At 67.7% G+C, this 19,672-nt stretch carries 13 protein-coding genes and 1 tRNA gene; 6 read left to right on the plus strand and 8 right to left on the minus strand.

Going from position 1 to position 19,672, the window contains the following annotated elements:
- Positions 1-9: 9 nt before the first annotated feature.
- The gene (locus tag IEX72_RS02990) at positions 10-1,182 is read right to left on the minus strand and encodes an alpha-1 4-glucan-protein synthase (RefSeq protein ID WP_188785899.1); all 1,173 of its coding nucleotides are present in this window, start codon (positions 1,180-1,182) and stop codon (positions 10-12) included.
- A 138-nt stretch (positions 1,183-1,320) separates the two neighbouring features.
- Here IEX72_RS02990 and IEX72_RS02995 point away from each other — a divergent pair, with 138 nt between their 5' ends.
- The 4 genes from IEX72_RS02995 to IEX72_RS03010 all read left to right on the plus strand — a co-directional run bounded on the left by IEX72_RS02995 (position 1,321) and on the right by IEX72_RS03010 (position 5,576).
- Positions 1,321-2,271 carry an ABC transporter substrate-binding protein gene (locus tag IEX72_RS02995; protein ID WP_188785900.1) on the plus strand — a complete coding sequence of 317 codons (951 nt, stop codon included), beginning with the start codon at positions 1,321-1,323 and terminating at the stop codon, positions 2,269-2,271.
- Positions 2,272-2,347: 76 nt separating this feature from the next.
- Complete coding sequence (locus IEX72_RS03000) at positions 2,348-4,240, plus strand: DEAD/DEAH box helicase (RefSeq protein WP_188785901.1); 1,893 nt, start codon at positions 2,348-2,350, stop codon at positions 4,238-4,240.
- Positions 4,241-4,312: 72 nt separating this feature from the next.
- Positions 4,313-4,386 (plus strand) — tRNA-Tyr (locus IEX72_RS03005).
- A gap of 683 nt (positions 4,387-5,069) precedes the next feature.
- On the plus strand, positions 5,070-5,576 hold the full coding sequence (locus IEX72_RS03010) for a hypothetical protein (protein ID WP_188785902.1): 507 nt from the start codon (positions 5,070-5,072) through the stop codon (positions 5,574-5,576).
- 28 nt (positions 5,577-5,604) lie between these two features.
- Here the strand turns inward: IEX72_RS03010 and IEX72_RS03015 are convergent, their stop codons facing one another.
- The 7 genes from IEX72_RS03015 to IEX72_RS03045 all read right to left on the minus strand — a co-directional run bounded on the left by IEX72_RS03015 (position 5,605) and on the right by IEX72_RS03045 (position 17,614).
- A complete protein-coding gene (locus IEX72_RS03015; protein WP_188785903.1) occupies positions 5,605-7,005 on the minus strand; it encodes an ABC transporter ATP-binding protein in 1,401 nt (466 codons plus the stop codon).
- The gene (locus IEX72_RS03020) at positions 6,998-8,173 is read right to left on the minus strand and encodes an ABC transporter ATP-binding protein (protein WP_188785904.1); all 1,176 of its coding nucleotides are present in this window, start codon (positions 8,171-8,173) and stop codon (positions 6,998-7,000) included. Before IEX72_RS03020 ends, IEX72_RS03015 begins: the two co-directional genes overlap by 8 nt.
- On the minus strand, positions 8,170-9,411 hold the full coding sequence (locus IEX72_RS03025; RefSeq protein WP_188785905.1) for an ABC transporter permease: 1,242 nt from the start codon (positions 9,409-9,411) through the stop codon (positions 8,170-8,172). Before IEX72_RS03025 ends, IEX72_RS03020 begins: the two co-directional genes overlap by 4 nt.
- The gene (locus tag IEX72_RS03030; RefSeq protein WP_188785906.1) at positions 9,408-10,388 is read right to left on the minus strand and encodes an ABC transporter permease; all 981 of its coding nucleotides are present in this window, start codon (positions 10,386-10,388) and stop codon (positions 9,408-9,410) included. Before IEX72_RS03030 ends, IEX72_RS03025 begins: the two co-directional genes overlap by 4 nt.
- 66 nt (positions 10,389-10,454) lie before the next feature.
- Complete coding sequence (locus tag IEX72_RS03035; RefSeq protein WP_188785907.1) at positions 10,455-12,347, minus strand: ABC transporter substrate-binding protein; 1,893 nt, start codon at positions 12,345-12,347, stop codon at positions 10,455-10,457.
- 162 nt (positions 12,348-12,509) lie between these two features.
- Positions 12,510-12,989 carry an SRPBCC family protein gene (locus tag IEX72_RS03040; protein ID WP_188785908.1) on the minus strand — a complete coding sequence of 160 codons (480 nt, stop codon included), beginning with the start codon at positions 12,987-12,989 and terminating at the stop codon, positions 12,510-12,512.
- A 77-nt stretch (positions 12,990-13,066) separates the two neighbouring features.
- Positions 13,067-17,614, minus strand: a complete 4,548-nt coding sequence (locus IEX72_RS03045; RefSeq protein ID WP_188785909.1) for a glycoside hydrolase family 15 protein — start codon at positions 17,612-17,614, stop codon at positions 13,067-13,069.
- 334 nt (positions 17,615-17,948) lie between these two features.
- Here IEX72_RS03045 and IEX72_RS03050 point away from each other — a divergent pair, with 334 nt between their 5' ends.
- Both IEX72_RS03050 and IEX72_RS03055 read left to right on the plus strand, forming a co-directional pair.
- Positions 17,949-18,509, plus strand: a complete 561-nt coding sequence (locus IEX72_RS03050; protein WP_188785910.1) for a TATA-box-binding protein — start codon at positions 17,949-17,951, stop codon at positions 18,507-18,509.
- A gap of 161 nt (positions 18,510-18,670) precedes the next feature.
- The gene (locus IEX72_RS03055; RefSeq protein ID WP_188785911.1) at positions 18,671-19,447 is read left to right on the plus strand and encodes a helix-turn-helix transcriptional regulator; all 777 of its coding nucleotides are present in this window, start codon (positions 18,671-18,673) and stop codon (positions 19,445-19,447) included.
- The last annotated feature ends 225 nt before the right edge of the window (positions 19,448-19,672 follow it).

A 19,672-nucleotide genomic window follows, 5' to 3' on the forward strand; every position in this document is an offset into this window, starting at 1 on the left:
GATCCCCGATCAGTCATCGGCCACGGTGGCGTCGGCGGCGGTTTCGGTGCGGGCCGGCGAGAGTTCCGAAAGACACGCGAGCCAATCGAGCCAGTAGTCCCCACAGTGGTTGAGGAACGCGCCGTTGTTCCACGCCGAGAAGTCGCCGTCGGCGAGGGCGTGGGCCATCGCGGTCGCGGCCTCCCGCCAGGTGTCGGCGGCGTCGCCGGCGTCGTCGACGACTTCCCAGACGTGCTCGTTGAGTTCGAGCCCGGGAACCTCGTTGGTGAGGTCGTCGAACGTCGGCCGGGGCGCCTTGTTGTGCTCACACAGCGGATAGCCGGTGAGGACGTCTTTCCCCAGCAGGTCCGCTGCGCGTTTGAGGAACACGCCCGACCAGATGTCGTCGAACCGGCCCACGTCCCACTCGTTTTCGTCCATCGGCAACTGGTAGAACGCGGGGATCACCTCGCGCTCGAACGCGAGATTCATGGAGCAGACGGTGAGGTACTGGCCCGGTTCGGCCACGAAGTCGCCGTCGAAGTCCGACTTTTCAGTCCGGGTCTGGGCCTGGCCCTGCAGGTCGCCGTCCATGAGGATCCGGACCGCGTCGAGGTCGGGCACGTTGGTCCACAACCCCTGGGAGGCGACGACGTCGGTGAGTTCTCCTCGACCGGTCTCGACCGTTTCGTCCATCGCGGAGTAGGGGTACCCACGGGGGTAGAGTCCGCTCTCGTCGGCGTTCTGGTAGAGCACGTTCACCCACCGCTGGTCGGAGCGGACAGACTCCACGTCCCCGGTGCTGTCGAGGTTCGCGAGGTGACGACCGAAGAAGTCCCACTCCTCGTGCGGGAGGGTGTCGTCGTCGATGAAGAAGCCGCGCTCGAATTGGGGGTTGGCCCACGTGTACAGCAGCCCGAAACTGGTCTGGGCGTGGGAGGCATCGGGGATCAGGTGAGAAAACGCCGGCACGCCCTGCTCGTCGAACCACGTCTCGCGTCGGGCGCCGTCGTAGACCGCGCCGTCGACGCCCTCCTCGTCGAGCATCCGTTCCATCGCGTCGACGTCGCAGAACTCTTCGGTGACCAGGAGGACGAACAGCCGATCGAGGTCGAACCCGTACTCCCGGGCGTTCTCGAAGTACGCTCGCAGACAGCCGTATTCGCGGATCGTGGGAACCACGACACAGACGTCCTGTTGCATCGACTCGAATTCTTTAGGCCACCCTAAAAGAACTGTCGCTCCCGGGTGGGACCGATGCCACTGGTCTTTTGTGACGGCCGAATCGTTTCGAGCCGTCCACCACCAGAACTTTTTATCTTCCAGTTGTACCACCGGCGAATGTCAGACATCGAGCTCGCGTTGGACTGGACCCCGAACACCAACCACACGGGGTTCTACGTCGCGGTAGCGAAGGGCTACTACGACGACCACGACATAGACGTGTCGATCCACTCGCCCGCGAAGGACGACTACGAACGAACGCCCGCAAAGCGGGTCGCAACCGGCGACGCGACGCTCGCGATCGGGCCCTCTGAGAGCGTGATCAGCTACCACACGCACCCGGAGTACCCGTCGCTGACCGCGGTCGCAGCCGTCTCACAGGTCGACCCGAGCGCGATTGTCGCGCTCGGAGATGGTGCTGTCGACCGGCCGGCCGACCTCGACGGAACGACGTACGCCTCCTACGACGCGCGCTTCGAGGACCACATCGTGCGACAGCTCGTGCGGAACGACGGCGGCAAGGGCGACATCGACATCGTCACGCCGCCGAAACTCGGGATCTGGAACACGCTGCTCGACGGCGACGCCGACGCGACGTGGGTGTTCATGCCGTGGGAGGGGCTCTTGGCCGAGCGCGACGGCGTCGACCTGGCGCCGTTCTACCTCGACGACTACGGAATCCCCTACGGCTACACCCCGGTGTTGCTCGCGCGGCCGGAGTCGATCGCGGTCGACGACGACCTCAAGACGTTCCTCGCGGCCACCGCCCGGGGGTACCGGTTCGCCGCCGACAACCCCGCGGCGGCCGCCGACATCCTCCGCGAGGAGGCCGTCGGGATGGACGTCGACGACCCGGAGTTCCTCCGGGAGAGCCAGCGCCGGCTCGCGGACGCGTACTGCACCTCCGACAGCGAGTGGGGAGTCATGGCCGAGGACCGGTGGACGGCGTTCGTCGAGTGGCTCGCCGACCAGGACATCCTCACCGACCTCGACGGCAACCCCATCCCCGCATCGGCGCTGCCCGCCGCCGAGCTCTACACGAACGACCTCTTAGAAGCCTCCGCGTAGGTCGGGGTGGGGAGAACGGACGCCGTCGGGCGCAGAGCCGCAAGCCGTTTCCCGGCCGCAGCCCTCCGTTCGGACGATGACCGACGAGGCCACGGAGCCGCGCGAACCCGCCGCCGACCCCGATCTCGACCAGTTCTACGACGCAGTGGAGGCCGAGGGGCGCCCGGTCGTGACCGCCTCGGAGGTCGCCCGCCGGCTCGGAACCACCCAGGCGTCGGCCGCGGACGCCCTCAACGACCTGGTCGACGAGGGAACGATCGACCGGGTGAGCGTTGAAACCGACCCGGTGGTGTATTTCCCCGCGGAGTGGCGGGAGCTGGCGGCCCGGGAGCGGGTCGTCGTCTTCCCCGACCGCCGCGAGATCGTCGTCGACCAGCCGCGACAGTACACCCGGGCACAGCTCTCACAGTTCGCCCATCTGGTTGATTCGACGGGCGACCGGGAGCGGTCAGTGGCCGACAGGGAGACCGCGACCCGCGGGTACAAATACGAGATTCGGCCCGAGGACGTCTGGCAGGCGCCCTTCGACGATGTCGAGGAACTGCTGTCGCTGATGCGGTCGGTGCTCCCCCGCCGCTCGGCGGAGTTAGAAGAGTGGGTTCGGTCGCAGTGGCAGCGCGCCAACCGCTTCCGGCTGTTTACCCACGACGACGGGTACGTGGTGCTGGAGGCCGGCTCCGAGAGCCTGATGGGCAATGTCGCCCGCCAGAAACTCGACGAGGAGCAACTCGTCGCGCCGATCTCCGAAACCGAGAGTTGGGTCCGCGAGGGGTCGGCGGCCGCGGTCAAGCGCACCCTCTACGAGGCGGGCTACCCCGTCGTCGACGACCGGGACCTCGACACCGGCGACCCGGTCGACGTGGAGTCGACCGTGGACCTCCGGGAGTACCAACAGGACTGGGTCGATCGCTTCCGCGATCAACAGTCGGGCGTGTTGGTTGGGCCCTCGGGGTCGGGGAAGACCGTGACCGCGACCGGGATCCTCGCCGCGATCGGCGGGGAGACCCTGATCTTGGTGCCCTCCCGGGAACTCGCGGGGCAGTGGCGGGCGGAGCTGGTGGCGCACACGACTCTGGCGCCCGAGCAGATCGGCGAGTACCACGGCGGCGAGAAGGAGATCCGGCCGGTCACGATCGCCACCTACCGGACCGCGGGGATGGACCGCCACCGCGCGCTGTTCGACTCTCGGGGGTGGGGGCTGGTCGTATATGACGAAGTTCACCACGTCCCTGCCGAGGTCTACCGCCGGAGCGCGGACCTCCAGACCACACACCGGCTGGGGCTGTCGGCGACGCCGGTCCGCGAGGACGACCGGGAGGCCGAGATCTTCACGCTCATCGGCCCGCCGATCGGGACCGACTGGTCGCGGCTGTTCGAGGCGGGGTACGTCCAGGAGCCGGAGGTCCGGATCCGGTATCTCCCGTGGGACGACGAGATGGCCCGAAACGAGTGGGCGCACGCCGAGGGTCGGGACCGCCACCGGGTCGCCGCCGAGAACCCCGCGAAGATCGACGAGACCCGACGGCTGCTCGACGCCCACCCCGACGCGAGCGCACTCGTGTTCGTCGACTGGCTGGACCAGGGCGAGGCGCTGGCGGACGCGCTCGACGTCCCGTTCGTCAGCGGCGAGATGCCGCACCACCGCCGGGACCGCGTGTTCGAGTCGTTCCGCGAGGACGACCTCAACACGCTCGTCGTCTCCCGTGTCGGCGACGAGGGGATCGACCTCCCGAACGCGACGGTCGCGATCGTCGCCTCCGGACTGGGTGGGTCGCGGCGGCAGGGCGCCCAGCGCGCCGGCCGGACGATGCGCCCCGCCGGCGGGTCCCGCGTCTACGTGTTGGCGACGCGGGGAACCTCCGAGGAGGAGTTCGCACAGCGGCAGATGCGGCACTTAGCCGAGAAAGGGATCCGCGTGATCGAATCGAACGTCGATGACGGGGCGCAGTCCGAAGGCGGCGAGGAGTGACAGCGGACCGTCGGCGTCCCGCGGTCGTAATGAGTAACCCTTAAGAACGTTACCGCGGGTAGAGTGAGTTGCCCGCCCTTAGCTCAGCCTGGTAGAGCAGTCGACTGTAGATCGACTTGTCCCCCGTTCAATTCGGGGAGGGCGGACTTGCTTCCGAGCCGACTCGGAGCCGACTGTAGAGGCTGACGACTGGACCGAGAAGCGGAGCGAACACATCGGAGAATCAACCAACAGTCGAACCGAGAATCACGCACTCATCCAAGGGCGAGAACTCGACCAAGCATCTTACAAGTTGGTAGATGTATTTATGTCATTCCTATATCAGTGTCACATTTGGGACATTGCCATATCTGGTGTCGACTGTAGTCCGGATGTTCCATCGGTTCTGGTGGGTAACTCGACTGACCGCAATTTGGACAGGCCATACATTACTGGGAATAAACAGAATCTACTTATATCTTCGCATAACGATAATATATTACGTATAAGGTGGTGGTTTCTCATTTTTTGTCCGATTGTCATAGGATTGTATGGAGGAATTAAACGGGTAATGCCGTATATGGGAAACACCCCGTGTATCTCGGTTGATGACCGACGAGATAAGAAGCGACCGCCGAGCGGTACCCCGAGCTGAAGCGGGCACTCGAGACCGAACGTCCCGACGACCTCCCCTGTACGCGTCGACGAGGCCGACGTGTTGGACGCCGATGCGGACTGGGTCGACAGGGAGGTCGCGTAGGGACAAAACACGGGTGGCATCGTGGGCGCGAGCCGTTCGGCTCCCGACGCGAGCGGTGCGTTTTTGTCCGGGTTCGGCCTACTACCGCCCGTGTTTGTCACGCTGCGTCGGTTCGGACCGGTCGCACTGATTCCTGCGGCGTGGATCACCGCGGGGGCCGCGACCGTGGGCTTCCTCCGGACGGACGGGATGCTGATCGCCCACCTCGTGATGGTCGGGTTCATAACTTTCTTCCTCGTCACCGGGTGGCGTCGAATGGCGGACGGCGCCCTGCGGGCGTGGCGAGCGGTCCTCGTTGTCGGGTTGGGGCTCACCCTCACCGGCGTCGCCGGATTCATCGGGCCGGTGTCGGGGCCGACGCTCCGCGGTGTGAGCCTCGTGGGGTGGATGGTGGTCCCGGCCGCGGGGTTGGCGCACACCGCTCGCGAACTCCCCGGCGCCGCAGTGGTCTACGCGGGCGGTGCGGCAATGGCTCTGCTGGGCGCGGCCGTCTTCGTGTGGACGCTCGCGTCGGCCGGGCAGCCGCTGGTGTGGCCGTCGGTCGGACTCGTGGCGGCCGGCCACACCGTCGGGATTGTCGACGCCGCTCGTCGGTGAGTCACCAGGGGAACCGGCGTCTCGCGGGTCACTCGGCGTCGAACACTCCCATTCCACCCGGGAGATCGGGGCGGTGCCGGAGACACGCGGCTCTGTGTCCGTCGCTGTGGGTTGTGAACTCTGGGGCGTGGTCGGCGCACGGTGTCGTGAACGCCTCGGCGAGAGTCTCAGCGGCGCGGGCGTCGTCGCCCGACAGCAACGCCGCGACCGCGTCCGCGACCGCCCGGTCAACGTCGGGGTCCCGGAACGTCGCCGGGAGGTCGTACGCCGCCCGCACCCTGGCTGCGTCGTCGGTGTCTGGTCCCCCCACTTCGGTGTCGTCAGCGGCCGCTCGCTCGGACCGACCGGCGGGCGGGCCGGGAGAGGCCTCGCCGACCCGCACCCGCTCTCGGACGGACGCCGAATCGATCTCGCCGGCGACGACCCGCTCGCGGAAGTCGAGCACCCGGCGCCACACCGACTGGTCGAGGTCGATCCCGTCGGGCTGGATAACGCGGTGACACCGGGTGTGGAACCGACACCCCGAGGGCGGGTCCGCGGGGCTGGGAACGCTGCCGGTCAGTCGGATGTGATCGCCGCTGGACCGTGGGTCCAGTGTCGGAACCGCAGACAAAAGCGCCTCGGTGTAGGGATGTTGGGGGGTCTCGAACACCGCCTCGGTGGGGCCGACCTCCACGATCTCCCCGAGGTACATGACCGCGGTCCGGTCGCAGACCTCCCGGACAACGGAGATGTCGTGGCTGATGAAGAGCACGGAGAGCCCGAACTCCGCCCGGAGGTCGTCGATCAGACGCAGGATGTCGGCCTGAACCGACACGTCGAGCGCCGACACGGGCTCGTCGGCCACGAGCAGATCCGGGTTGAGAACCAGCGCCCGCGCGAGCGCCAGCCGCTGTTTCTCCCCGCCGGAGAACTCGTGTGGGTACCGGTCGTACTCGTCCGCCGAGAGTCCGACACGTTCGAGCAGGTCCTCAACGATCGCCCGCCGCCGTTCGGCGTCGGTCATGCCGTGGACTAACGGCAGTTCCGCGATCGATGCCCCGACCGACAGCCGCGGATCGAAACTCGACGCGGGGTCCTGGAAGATCAGTTGGGCGTCCCGCCGGAACGCTTTCAGTTCGTTCCGATCGAACCGGGTGACGTCGTTCGGGTGCGTTCCGTCGTCGTTCCGGCCGGCGCCGCCACGGCCGCCACCGTTGAAGATGACGTCTCCGGCGGTCGGCTCGGTCAACCGGAGAACCGACGAGGCGGTGGTGGATTTGCCGCAGCCCGACTCCCCCACGAGCCCGAGCGCCTCGCCCGGGTGGATGTCGAAGCTGACGCCGTCGACGGCCCTGATGCGGTTTGTCTCCCGGGAGAAGAGTCCACCCCGGGTGGTCGTGTAGTGTTTCGTCAGATCCCGGACCGACAGCAGCGGAGCGTCACTCATCACCGATCACATCCTGTCGGGCCGACTCCACCGACGATCGCTCCGCCTCGGCGGCCGACTCGGTGGGGTCAGGGAGGGCCGACGGATCATCGCCCGGGTCGTAGTGGATACACGACACGCGGTGGCCGTCGCCGACGGCGACTTCGGGCGGCTGGTCGCCGGTCGAACACGCCGACTCGGCGTGGGCACACCGCGGCGCGAACCGACACCCGTCCGGGGGCGCTGTCGGGTCCGGCAGCGACCCCGCGATCCCGCCGCGCTCGGCCCCGCCGACGGCGTCGAGGTCGCTCTCTCTCCCCGGCAGACACGCGAGTAACGCGCGGGTGTACGGGTGGGCGGGCCGCTCGAAGACGTCAACCACGGGTCCGCGCTCCATAACCGTCCCCGCGTAGAGCACCACCACCCGGTCTGCGATCTGACTCACCGTCGCGAGGTCGTGAGTGACGAACAGGACGCCCAGGCCGTACTCGGCTTTCAGGTCGTCGAGGAGCTGGAGGATCCCCGCCTGGGTCGTCACGTCGAGCGCGGTGGTTGGCTCGTCGGCGACGAGCAGGTCGGGTTCGGTCACCAACGCCATCGCGATCATCACCCGCTGTTTCTCCCCGCCCGAAAACTGGTGGGGGTACTCGTCGATCCGCCCCGCCGGGTCGGGGACCCCGACCGTGTCAAGCAGATCGATCGCGCGGGCCCGCGCCGCCGCGTCGGAGACGTCCTCGTGGACCTGGATCGCCTCGATCAGCTGCCACCCCACCGTGTAGCAGTGGTTCAACGCGTCCTGCGGGTTCTGGAAGACGTACGCGATCGACGCGCCGCGGTGGCGCCGGAGCGCCTTCGGCGGGAGGGCGGTGAGCTCTGCGCCGCGGAACCGGACGCTACCTTCGATCCGGCCGGGCGGCTGGTCGATCAGTCCGGTCAGGGACTCGACCGCGACGGTCTTGCCCGAGCCCGACTCCCCGACCAGACAGACCGTCTCGCCCCGCTCGACGGTGAAGTCGATCCCGTCAACCGCGACGAGGTCACCCGCCTCAGTCTCGAAGGTGGTCCGGAGCCCCTCGACCGCGAGGAGCGGGTCGTCAGTCGTCGCTCCGCTGCCGTCGGCCGTCGCTCCGCTGCCGTCGGCCGTCGCTCCGCTGCCGTCGGCCGTCGCTCCGCTGCCGTTGTCGGTCATCGCTCGGCCTCCGTGGTCGCTTCGGGGTCGACCGCGTCGAGGAGGGCGTCGCCGAGGAAGTTGAACGCCAGGATCGTCAGGAACAGCACGATCCCCGGCGCGAGCACGATCCACGGGGCGAACGCGAGGTCGCTCCGCCCGGCGGCGATCAGCTGTCCCCACGACGCGATGCTGGAGTCGCCGAGTCCCAGGAACGCGAGTTGCGCCTCCGCCAACAGAAATCCCGGAATCAGGAGGGTTAGCTGGGTGATAATACTGCTTGCGGTGTTGGGGACGACGTGCCGGCGCACAACCCGGCGGGTGCTCGCGCCGCTCAGCCGCCCCGCTTTCACGAATTCCTCCTCTGAGACCGACAGCGCCTTGCTCCGGACGTACCGCGCGGTGCCGCCCCACCCGAACAGCGAGAAGACGACGATGAACATGCCGAGCCCCGCGCCGTAGACGTAGAGAACGAGGAGGAAAAACAGGAGCGTGGGGAACGACAGCACGATGTCGACCGCGCGCATCGCCACCTCGTCGACCCACCCGCCGGCGTACGCGCTCACGGTCCCGACGGTGATCCCGATACCGGCGACGATGGTGGTCGTGATGAACGCGATCTTCATACTGATCGTCATGCCGTAGACCACGCCCGTGAACACCCCGACGCCGCCGCGAGTCGTCCCGAGCGGGTACTCCCAGGTGCCCCCACACCGGCCGTCGGCGACCTCGCCGACACACTGGGGGACATTCGCCTCGGCCACCGTGAGTCCGACCGGCGGCTGGTGGCCCGCGAGGATGTTCTGCTCGGGGGCGTTCAGCACGAGCGGCCCGAGCAGGCCGCCACCGAACACAACGAACAGCCACGCCAGGCTCACCAAAGCGGGCCGGTTCCGCTTGAACCGGCGCCAGTAGTGGCTGGCGATCCGCGGGTGCTGAAACAACGGCACGACCAGATACCACACGAACAGCAGGAGCGTCGCCGCGAAGGCGTAATCCACCGCCGTGACCGCGAAATCCAGTCCGAACGCCTGCAACGGGAGGTCCGTTGCCGCAGCGAACGCGTCGAAGACTGTCTCGCGTTCGCCGGCGGCGACCCGGTCGTACCCCGCGAGCGCCACGATGGGGGCAACCGTGAGCGCGAACAGCTTCGTGGTGGTCGAGACCCGTCCCGTCCGGCCGCCGGCGTACGCCTCCCAGTCCACCCGGTCAAACCGGGGGGCGTCCGCCTCCGCGTTCGGGTCCGTGTCAGTACTCATAGCTCCCTGTCGTCGTAGCTGATTCGCGGGTCGAGCACGGTGAACGCCAGGTCCTCGAGGAGGTTGCCCACCACCGCGAGGAACGTAAACAGCAGCGTCGACCCGAGCACGAGGTTGGTGTCCTGTGCGACCAGGGCGTTGAACGTCAACCGACCGAGGCCGGGGATCCCGAAGACGACCTCGACCAGCAGCGACGACCCGAGGAAGATCGCGAGCAGTTGCCCCACAAGCGTCGTCGACAGCGGCACGAGCGTCGGCCGCATCACGTGGTAGGCGTACGCCCGCAGCGGCGAGACGCCCTTGGCCTTCGCGGTCTTCATGAACGTGGCGTTCCGAAACGCCGCAGACTCGTTGCGGGAGACGCGCATGATCGCACCGATCGAACCCGTGACCAGGACGAACACCGGAATCGCCAACTGGCGGGCGTTCGCGAGGCTGAACGCGGGCACCTCGGTCCGGAAAACGATCGGAATCCACTCCAGCCACACCCCGAAGATCAACAGGAGGATGATCCCGAAAAAGAAGTTCGGGATGGCGTACCCGAAGAACGCGAAGCCGGTCGCGGCGTGGTCGCGCCAGGTGTACATGTTGGCCGCGGAGTATACTCCGATCAGGGGGCCGAAAAGCACCGTCAGGATCGTCCAGGGAATCGAGTACTGTGCGGTGTACAAGACCGCGTCGGCGAGCGCTGTCGTCACCGGCTGGCTCCGGTACTCCGACCACCCCCACTCGAGGGTGTAGACGCCCGTGAGGAAGTCAAGATACCTGACGTGCAGAGGTTCGTCGAGCCCGCGGAGCTGGCGCTCACGCTCGACGGCCTCCTGTGGGTCACCGCCCTCCAGCGCCGCCTGTGTTGCGGCCTGCTGGACCGAGGGGTTGGGCGCGGCGGCCAGGAGGCCGAACGTCACGGTGACGATGATAACGGACACAACCGCGGCCCACCCCACCCGGAGCGCAACGTAGCCGGCTACCCCCATCGTCAATGGTGTCGGGTTGAGGCGGTCGATCCGGGGGTGACTCGAGCTGACGAACGCCCGACGGCCTCACGCATCGAAGTACCACGCCGGGAAGTCCCAGCCGTTGAAGAAGTCCTCGGTCGGTCCCACGAGGTCAGGGGTGTACCCGGACAGTTCGTCGCCGAACGCGAGCATCACGTAGGGCTGTTCCTCGGCGAGGTTTTGGAACAGTTCGGTGAACGGTTCCTGGAGCGCGGCCTCGGAGTCAGCGCTCCGCGCCCGCTCGAAGACGCCCGTGGCGTCGAACTCGGGGTAGTAGCCGACCGGGTTGTACCGCGCGTCCGCGCCGTCGAAGAAGGCCGCGTTCGTGAGCGGGTTCAGCGGGTAGGTGTTCAGCCCGTAGACGATCGACATGTCCCACGACTCGGCGCTGGTGACGCTCCGTGGACCCGGGTTGTTCGGCGTCGGTCGATCCCACGACACCGCCTCGCCGTCGACGGTGTCAGTGCCGCCCTGGGGGGCTGCGGTCCAGTAGTCCTGCTGGAACCGGACGGCGTCAATGGCCTCGATTGTCACCTCGATCCCGAGGGAATCACTGAGTTCCTCGCCGATGAACTCCGCGATGAGCTGTGAGGTCTCTCCGCCGGCCAGGTGGTACAGATCCAGCGTGATCGTCTCGCCCTCGGGGGTGACGAGCGCGTTCCCGTCGAAGCGGTAGCCGAACTCCGAGTCGGCGATCGCGTCCCCGACCAGCCCGCGGGCGACTTCCCCGCCGTACCGGTCGCCGGTCCCGAGCTGCGTGACCGCGTCGTCGCCGGGGTGCCACTCGGACCACGACGGCTGCCAGGTGTAGTGCGGCTGCGCCAGTCCCCGGAAGATCCCCGCGATCAGCTCCTCTTTACCGATCGCGGCGGCGAGTCCCTGCCGGAACGCGGTGTGTCTGAACAGGTTTCCGGGGCCGGCGTTCCACCCGTTGTCGCGCATGTTCACCGACAGGATCCGGTTGAACGGTTGGGGGATCCGGTAGGTGCTGACCCGGGGGTTCTGCTCGAACTCCGAGAAGCGCTCGGGGGGGATGCCCGCGGAGTCGGCCTCGCCGGTCTCTAAGGCCGCAAGCCGGGAGGCGCGCTCCTCGACGACATCGATCGACGCCCCCTCGAAATACGGCGCGTTCGAGAACAGTTCCGGCCCCTCGCCGATGTCACGGAGGTAGTACTCGTCGTTCCGCGAGTAGGTCGTCCCCGCGCCGCGCTCCCACTCCTCAAGGGTGTACCCACCGAGGTTGCCGGTGAACGACAGGTCCAGCAGCGCTTCCTCTTGCCGAAGACCTTCGACGTCCTCATCGGCAACGTATGGGTCGACGATGTCCGTCGGGACCGGGTACAAAAGCGGGTCGTACGACTCCGGCCACAGCAGCCGAGGCTCCGGGAGTTCGGCCTGGAACTGGAACTCGCCGGTCTCCTCGACGGTGATCCCGGTCCAGTCGGCCGACGCCGCGGTGGCCGCCCAGTCGGTCTGGTGGAGTTCCCGGATCTGGTAGACGAACGTCGAGGCGTCGACCTGGCCGTAGGGGTCGGTGAACGACAACCCCTCGCGGATGTCGAACACCCACACGCTCCCACCGTCGTCGGTCGAAAGGTCGTACAACAGCGGGAAGTACTCCCCGTCGGTGTTGAAGGTGTATCCGGGGTCGAGCGTGCGGCCGATCGCGGTCCCCGCACGCGACCCGGTGTTGTACAGCGGGTTCAGCGTGGAGAACGACGACGGGATGACCGTGTCGTAGGTCCCCGAGACCGACGGCGTTCCGTCGGGTTCAGACCCGGTGCCGTCGCCGTCGTCGGTCGCTTCGGTACCGCTGTCGTCGTCCGCGGAGCACCCGGCCAGGCCGGCTGTTGCGCCCATCCCCAGGCCTGTAAGCCACTGGCGCCGGGTGATCGACGGCCCCCCGGCCGCTCCGATTGTGTGCCTCCCTGGTCGCATCTACAACTCCGTTGGGAGCCGTCGAAGTAAACTATTGTGATAGCACACCCCACACGCTTGGGGCCGTCGACGGGGGTCAGGGCCCGTCACGGGTGCTCCCCCGAAGGCGGTCTCTCACAGCCACCAGCCCAGTGGCGGACCCGGACGGGGTCGTCGACGCCGCTACTCCAGCAGTTCCTTTGTCGTGCGGTGCCGTGCCCGAAACATCGGCTCGAAGCCCACAACCGCGACCGGCGACACTGTCCGGCCGACACTCCCGCCGGGGAGTTCGTACTCCACCTCGTCGTCGACGATGGTCTCGTCGCCGTCGGCGACGAACCGGTGGGTGTGGACCCACGTCTGGAACGGACCGCCGCGCATCTCGTCGCGGAACCTCGCGGTGTCGCCGTCGAACTCGCGGTCGAGGATGACCGACGTCCACGACTGCCGGGGGCCGACGCCGAGTGGCCGCATCGACATCTGGATCTCCGCGCCCGACTCCAGAACTTCGGGGTCGGGGTCGCCGTCGGGGCCGGTCACGGATTCGACCCGGAGGTTCATCCAGTCGGGTGTCAGCGCCTCCAACCCCGAGATCCGGGAGTGGAACTCCCACACCTCATCGAGCGGTGCGGCCACGCGGGTCAGCCGCGAGTAGGTTGCCATACACGTGGGAGGTGCCGGCGGGACAAAAGGCGTGTGGGCGGAGGGTGTTCGCGGTGCGGGTGGGTGCCCGACGGCCGCTACAACCAGATCCGTTCGACGCTCGTGCCGGCGGCCGCGAGGTCTTCGTGGGTCGCGGCCGCGACCGTGACCAGGCTCTCGTCGTGGTCGAACCCGAACGACGCCTCAAAGGACCCCTCAGACGGTGTGAGCATCGTCGACTTCGAAGGCGTCCTGACCGCAACGGTCGCGGCGTCTGTCGACCCCGACACCACCAGTTGGTCGCCCTCGAACCGGGTGTCGACGCGGAGCTCCGGCCCGTCGGGGCGGTCGGACTCGACGTACCGGTCGCGGAGCACCGACGGGAGCTCTACGGGACTGCCGGCGTCGACGCCGTGGGCCAGCCGGACGTACTGCGCCATCGACCACGCCAGCGGCGTGGCCGCGCCGGTTCCCCTCCCGAACTCCCAGTTGAACTCGGTGGCGTGCTCGCGATCCCACACCTGCTCGGGGAGCATGCGGCCGGAGTTCGCAAACCCCGCCATCGTCTCCAGCATCGCCTCCGGGGCGAGGTCGCCCGACTCCGTGCCGTAGACCAGTTCATACTCGGCGCGCTCGCCGGTGAAGATGGGCCACAGCCGACCCTTCCCTTTGGACTCGACCGACCACGGCGCGCCCTCCTCGACCACCGCGCGTTCGCCGTAGCCGTCGCCGTTGTACCGGTAAAACCCCGGTCCCGGGGGCGTGTCGACCCGGAGGGTGTCGTCGACCTCCCTGATGGAGTTCCGCACGACCTCGTCGCCGGCGGGCTTGATCCCGAGTCGCACCAACTCCAGGAAGCCGGCGTCGATGATCTCCCGCTCGTCGAGCGTGGGGCCGTCGTTCGCGAGCGTTCGAAGGTGGCCGGCGTCGGGGTCGCCGTCGCGGGTGATCCGGACGTAGTAGGGGGTGTTGTCGTGGCGCGCGGTGCCGGTCGTGGTGGCGGTCCACGCCTCAACGCGGTCGGTCCACTCGTCGGCCAACGCCTGCCAGACCACGGCGTCGGCGTCGTGGCCCTCATCGGCCGCGATGTCGGCCGCACACCCCAACCCAGCGATCTCCGCGGCGATCGATGACGGGGAGTAGCCCGCCTCCTCCTCCCACCGCTCTTGGGCGCTCTCGGGGCCGTTCCGCGCGACGTAGTCCGCCGAACGCTTGATGTTACGATACCCGTAGTCGACGGCGTTGAACTCGAACCCGCGGTCTCTGAGCATCCACGCGATCACCTGCGGGAACGAGATGTTGTCCATCTGCTCGCCGCCCCACCGGGTCCGGCCGTTCAGGTAGGTGTTCTGCGGGATAAACCCGTCGTCGTCCTGTTGGTACTCGTAGATATACTCGAGCGCCTGGACGCCGATGTCGACGTCGCCGGCCGCGTCGAACGCGGTGACGACCTGATAGAGGTCGCGGGACCACACGAAGTTGTAGCCGTACCCGCGGGACTCTTCGGCGGTGACGGCCTCTCCCCACGGCACCGACGGGGAGGCGATTCCCGCACCCAGAAACGTCTTGTCCTCCACCGCGCGGAGACACATGAGCGCGGTCTTGTACTGCGCCCGGAGGGTGTCGTCGTCGCGCACCGACGCCGGGATCGTCCGGTCACCGAGGAACCGCTCCCAGGAGTCGAGGTAGGCCGCCCGGGCGGTCTCGTACCCGCGGCTGAGTGCGCCCGCCGCCTCGCCGAGTGCGGCCGCGGTGTCGGCGTTCTCCGCGAACCCGACCGCCACGGTGTCGGCAACACCCGCCCCGGTTCCGATCCGGCCGACGAGCACCACGTTCTCGTCGTCGACGCTCCGCTCGGGCGACGGCGCGGTTCCCGCCGAAAACAGCTCCCCGAGGAACTCCGACCCCCCGACCCCGACTGTCGCCCACTCGAACCCCCCGGGCGGCGACATCGCAGCCGCAACGGAGTACTCCTCGCCGTCCTCGTCGATGAGGAGGGGATCGGTCGTGCCCTCCTGGTCGTACGCCTCCGCGTCGCGAGCCACGAGCTGGTAGCCGTTCGACCCCTCGAGCCTGATGCCGCGATCCGTGGTGCCGGTGTTCGTCAGCGCCATGTCCGCCACCGCGTACACCTCGTACTCGTTCCCGTCGGCGGCGTCGAAGTCGATATCTACGAGCAGCGTGTCGTGCTTGGGGTCGGTGGTGTACTCCGCGGTCAGCGTCCACTCGTGACCCCGGCCGTCGCCGGTCTCAGTGACGACGTGCCGGAACAGGAGAGCGTCCTCCTCGACGACCTCCGCCCGGCGGTCGATGGTGTCGGCGTCGTCGTCCCGCCGGGTCTCATTGTGGGTCCGGGCGGTGTAGCCGGCGTCCGACGCCGCGTCCACAACCAGGATGTCGAACGTTCGGAGGTTCATGAGGTCGACCCGCGGGAACCGAACCTCCGTCAGCGACCCCTCAGTCAGGGTGTACCATATACGCGAAGGGTCCGACGAGTCGTGGTCGGCCACCGTCCCGATCCCGTATTTTTCGCCGGTGGTCCAGTTGGGTCGGGCACCCGGCCCGGACGGCGCGGGCTTCGGGGCGGGCAGGGCGTCCGCCGCAGCGAGGGTCCCGGTAAGGCGGAGTCGCATCGCGTGAGACCACGCCAGCGGCGTCGCGCTGTCGTGTGTCCCGTCGTCGAAGACCTGCTCCGAGAGGTAGCCCGCGTTGGTGCTGAACGGGCCGTCTCGACCCACCCATCCGTAGAGCTCCGTGGCCCGCGAACGGAACGCCTCGGCGTCGTCGGGCCGGTCGTGCGCGTCGAGGACGCCCGACAGCTCCGCGGCGGCGTGGGCACCCCACGCGGTCGACACCGACCACAGCTTCTCGCCGGCCTGGTCGGCCGACCGCCAGGGGTCGTCCTCGAACCGGACCAACCCGGCCACGCCGTCCTCGCCCGCGACCGGCTCGCGGTACAGTCCGTCGAGCGTGGTCTCGACGTGGGTCTCGAGCCGCGAGAGCGCCGCCGGCGGGACGGCTTCGATCCGGTCGTACGCCGCGAACGCCTCCACGAGCGCGAACGTCCCGGAGTCCAACCGGGAATCGAGGCTCTCCTCACGGAGCCGGAGCGCGTACACCCCCCGGTCGTCGTCCCACAGCCGGTCGAGACCCTCGAAGACCGCACTCGCTTGTGCCTCAGCGCGGTCCGAGAGGTTGGCGTCGACCGGTGCGGCCGCGACAGTCGCGTACGCTTGGAGGAAGGTGCCCGCGGTGTGGGTGAACCGCCCGATCATGTTTTCCCAGAGGTTCTGGCAGGGTTCGGGGAGGCCGTCCGCGGCGAGTGAGTCGTCGAGGGCGTCAACGCCCGCCCGGATCGACCGGCGGACCCGGCCGGCGAGCGCGGGCGAGATGTCGGTCCCGTGCTCGGCCAAAAGCGTCGCGAGAAACGAGACCACGCTCGCAGTCTGATCGGCCTGGTACTCCACGCCGTCGGCGCCCTCGACCCGTGCGTTCGCCCACCCGGGGGCCAGCGTGCCGTCGACAGCCCACGCCCGGTGGGGCCACGATCCGTCGTCGAGTTGCGTGCTACAGAAGAACGTCGCGAGCGTCGAGAGTTCCGACATCGAGTCTAACCCGAGCAGGTCGTCGCTGCGGAGCAGGTGGCGAGCGCACTCCGCCTCGTCGCGGAACCACGTGTAACCGTAGCCACCGGAATGCGTGTAGAACGGGTCGAACTCGGGGGCAGCGATGTGGGCACCGGAGGGTGCGGTCAGGAGCGACAGAACGCGGAGATCTGCTCTGACCGTCTGTTGGCGCGGGGCGCTCTCCGGGACGGCGACCTCCGCGCGCTCCCGGGCCGCAGCCCGGATGTCGGCGGCGGCGGTGTGCGACAGCGCACAGTGACACAGGTCCGCAAGCGCCTCCTCGCGTTCGACTTCGCTGTGATCCGACAGCTGGGTGACGAGCGTCGCGCGGGCGCCGCGGCCCTGACGCTCTAAAGGCGCGGAAACAATAATGTCGCCGCTGAGGTGGGTGTCCTCATAGCGGTCGAGCGCGGCCTCCCGCGGGAGCTCGAACGCGTCCTCGGAGAGGAGTTCGTCGAAGCGTTCGGGGACCTGCGCGCGGACGTCGTCGAGGCCGGTAGAGGCGGTGACGTAGTCGTGTTCGTTCCGATGAAACACCTCGACTGCCTGGGTGTCGTATGGGCCCCCGTCGTCGTGGATGAGCCGACCAACCTGTGTCTCTCTTCCCTCCGGGGCGAACGTCACAAAGGCGGTCAGGTGGGCGTCGGTCGGGATCGCGCCCCTGAGTTCGACGTGGGTGACGTGGGCCCGGCCGAGCGTCAGGTCGTACTGGTGGATGGTGTACGACCCCGCGTTGTACTCGGTCTCGACCAGGCTGGTCTCGCGGTAGTAGTGTTGGCGGACCGGGTCGAGGTCGTCGAACCACCGGGTCTCCCCGTTGGCTTCGATGGCGAACCGGGAGCGGTCGATCCCGTAGAGCCCCGAGAGCGACGAGGAGTAGTCGCGAAGCGCACCGCCGCCGTCCACGTGGACCAGGCGATCCCCGTGGCCGGAGAACGCACCCTCGACGGTCGGGAGTTCCCCGGGGAACCGCCCGTCGCGGTCGCGCTTGTATTCGTTCAGTACGGTCCGAAGTCTCATACCCTGCCACGAGTGCGCCGAAGCATAAGTATTGACGGAACCGGCCGAGTACTGTGTGGTGCGGAGTGATCCCGATGGAAGCGGCGGGGAGACGGGGTGTGGTCGGTCAACGTTCTCATACTGTCGGCTATAGTCGCGTGACGTATTTCGACACCCCGGGGTGTCGAAAATCTTCACGTAGTTATAGCCGACAGTAGCAAGACCGCGGCTCCTTCCGGTCCTACCGGGATAGTTTGTCCGCCGACTTTCGCGTGATCACGCGTGCCCGCCGGCCGTCGCCCACTCTTTATAAGGGGGGCTTTTATAAGGAAGGCAAGAAATAATACAACAGAGTATGACCACGCCGGCAGATTCAATCGAGATTCAGAACGTCGTCGCATCGACTGGGATCGGGCAGGAACTCGACCTCGAGGCCCTCGCGGAGGACCTCCCAGGGGCGGATTTCAACCCCGACAACTTTCCGGGGCTGGTCTACCGGACACAGGAGCCGAAAGCCGCCGCACTCATCTTCCGGTCGGGGAAGATCGTGTGTACCGGCGCCAAGAGTATCAACGACGTCCACGAGGCGCTCGGGATCATCTTCGAGAAGCTTCGTGGACTGTCGATTCCGGTCGACGAGGATCCCGAGATCACCGTCCAGAACATCGTCTCCAGCGCCGACCTTGGCCACAGCCTCAACCTCAACGCTCTCGCGATTGGATTGGGGCTCGAAGACGTGGAGTACGAACCCGAACAGTTCCCGGGGCTGGTCTACCGGATGGACGACCCGGAGGTCGTCATCCTGCTCTTCGGCTCGGGGAAGATCGTCATCACTGGGGGGAAGCGGACCGATGACGCCGAAACCGCGGTTGAGGAGATCGTCAAGCGGATCGACGACCTCGGCCTGCTGGGGTGATAGTGGTTACTCCCGTCTCGTACCGTCAAGTGAGGTCAACGGGGGTAGCGCTCGGCGGTACACGGTGAGAGTGACCAGTATGAGCCGGGGGCTCCGACTCCCGGGTCGACGGTGCGCCGGCGTCCGACAGTATAAGACCGCCACGACCGAACGGGCCGTTGATGAGTGCGCGTGAGGACATCACGTTTCTGGTGGGCTCGGAGGTCCGGATCGACCTGCTTCGGACGCTCCGGTCCACACCCGGACGGCCGAGCGATCTCGCCGACCGGTGTTCGTGCGCCCGTGAGACGGCACAGCGGACTGTGTCGGAGTTCACCGACCGCGGGTGGGCCGAGAAGGTGCCCGACACCGACAGATACCGGCTCACCCGAGCCGGCGACATCGTCGCCGAAAGCTACGCGCAGTTCGAGGAGTGTTTGGACGTCGCGGACCGGTTCCGGCACCTCCTCGCGAACCTGGATGGATCCACAGAGGGATTGACGTGTGAGACGCTGGCGGGGGCGACTCACACGCGTGCAACTCCCGAGAACCCCCACAGTCCGATCAACCGCCTTCTGGAGCTTATGGACCGCGACCGGGTCGATACGCTTCGAGGGGTTACGCCGATCGTGAGCCGGGTGTACAACCAGGCCGTCACCGGGGCTATCGGGCAGGAGAGCGACGTCGACCTCGTCGTCGACAAAGACGTGTTAGAGACGTCCGCCGCGGAGTATCCGGAGGCGCTTGAGCGCGCCGAGCGGCTCTCTGGGTTCACACTGTACGTCTCCCCGCAGCCGGTGGCGTTCGGGGTGGTGCTCGTCGACGGCCACGCGTATCTCGGTGCGTACGACGATGGGGGAAACCTCGTCGCGAGCGCCGACGGCGACGGGGAGCCATTCGTCTCGTGGGCCCGTCAGACGTTCGGTCGGATCCGCGAGCGGTCGTCGGTCTGGGAGTGAATGCTGTGGCGGGGGAGCCGCCCCGGTACAAGACGTCGGCCGAAGAGAGACTGGAGTGGCGAACAGCCGGCACACCGCCGTCCACCGCGCCGACGTACCGGGCAACCGCAGCACGACGCGGGGCAGTGCTCACCGCACACGGGTGGTTGTCCCGTGTTCTCACGTGACGCACTTTCACGACTAAACTCGTGGGCTTCCCACCCGGTGTTGACCGGGCAGGTCAAT

This window comes from Halobellus salinus, assembly GCF_014646875.1.
GTDB classification, from domain to species: domain Archaea; phylum Halobacteriota; class Halobacteria; order Halobacteriales; family Haloferacaceae; genus Haloquadratum; species Haloquadratum salinum.

Excerpts from the sequence above, each read along its gene's own strand:
- IEX72_RS02990 (WP_188785899.1), bottom strand. The coding sequence starts at position 1,182 with ATGCAACAGGACGTCTGTGTCGTGGTTCCCACGATCCGCGAATACGGC.
- IEX72_RS02995 (WP_188785900.1), top strand. The coding sequence starts at position 1,321 with ATGTCAGACATCGAGCTCGCGTTGGACTGGACCCCGAACACCAACCAC.
- IEX72_RS03000 (WP_188785901.1), top strand. The coding sequence starts at position 2,348 with ATGACCGACGAGGCCACGGAGCCGCGCGAACCCGCCGCCGACCCCGAT.
- IEX72_RS03015 (WP_188785903.1), bottom strand. The coding sequence starts at position 7,005 with ATGAGTGACGCTCCGCTGCTGTCGGTCCGGGATCTGACGAAACACTAC.
- IEX72_RS03020 (WP_188785904.1), bottom strand. The coding sequence starts at position 8,173 with ATGACCGACAACGGCAGCGGAGCGACGGCCGACGGCAGCGGAGCGACG.
- IEX72_RS03025 (WP_188785905.1), bottom strand. The coding sequence starts at position 9,411 with ATGAGTACTGACACGGACCCGAACGCGGAGGCGGACGCCCCCCGGTTT.
- IEX72_RS03030 (WP_188785906.1), bottom strand. The coding sequence starts at position 10,388 with ATGGGGGTAGCCGGCTACGTTGCGCTCCGGGTGGGGTGGGCCGCGGTT.
- IEX72_RS03035 (WP_188785907.1), bottom strand. The coding sequence starts at position 12,347 with ATGCGACCAGGGAGGCACACAATCGGAGCGGCCGGGGGGCCGTCGATC.
- IEX72_RS03040 (WP_188785908.1), bottom strand. The coding sequence starts at position 12,989 with ATGGCAACCTACTCGCGGCTGACCCGCGTGGCCGCACCGCTCGATGAG.
- IEX72_RS03045 (WP_188785909.1), bottom strand. The coding sequence starts at position 17,614 with ATGAGACTTCGGACCGTACTGAACGAATACAAGCGCGACCGCGACGGG.
- IEX72_RS03050 (WP_188785910.1), top strand. The coding sequence starts at position 17,949 with ATGACCACGCCGGCAGATTCAATCGAGATTCAGAACGTCGTCGCATCG.
- IEX72_RS03055 (WP_188785911.1), top strand. The coding sequence starts at position 18,671 with ATGAGTGCGCGTGAGGACATCACGTTTCTGGTGGGCTCGGAGGTCCGG.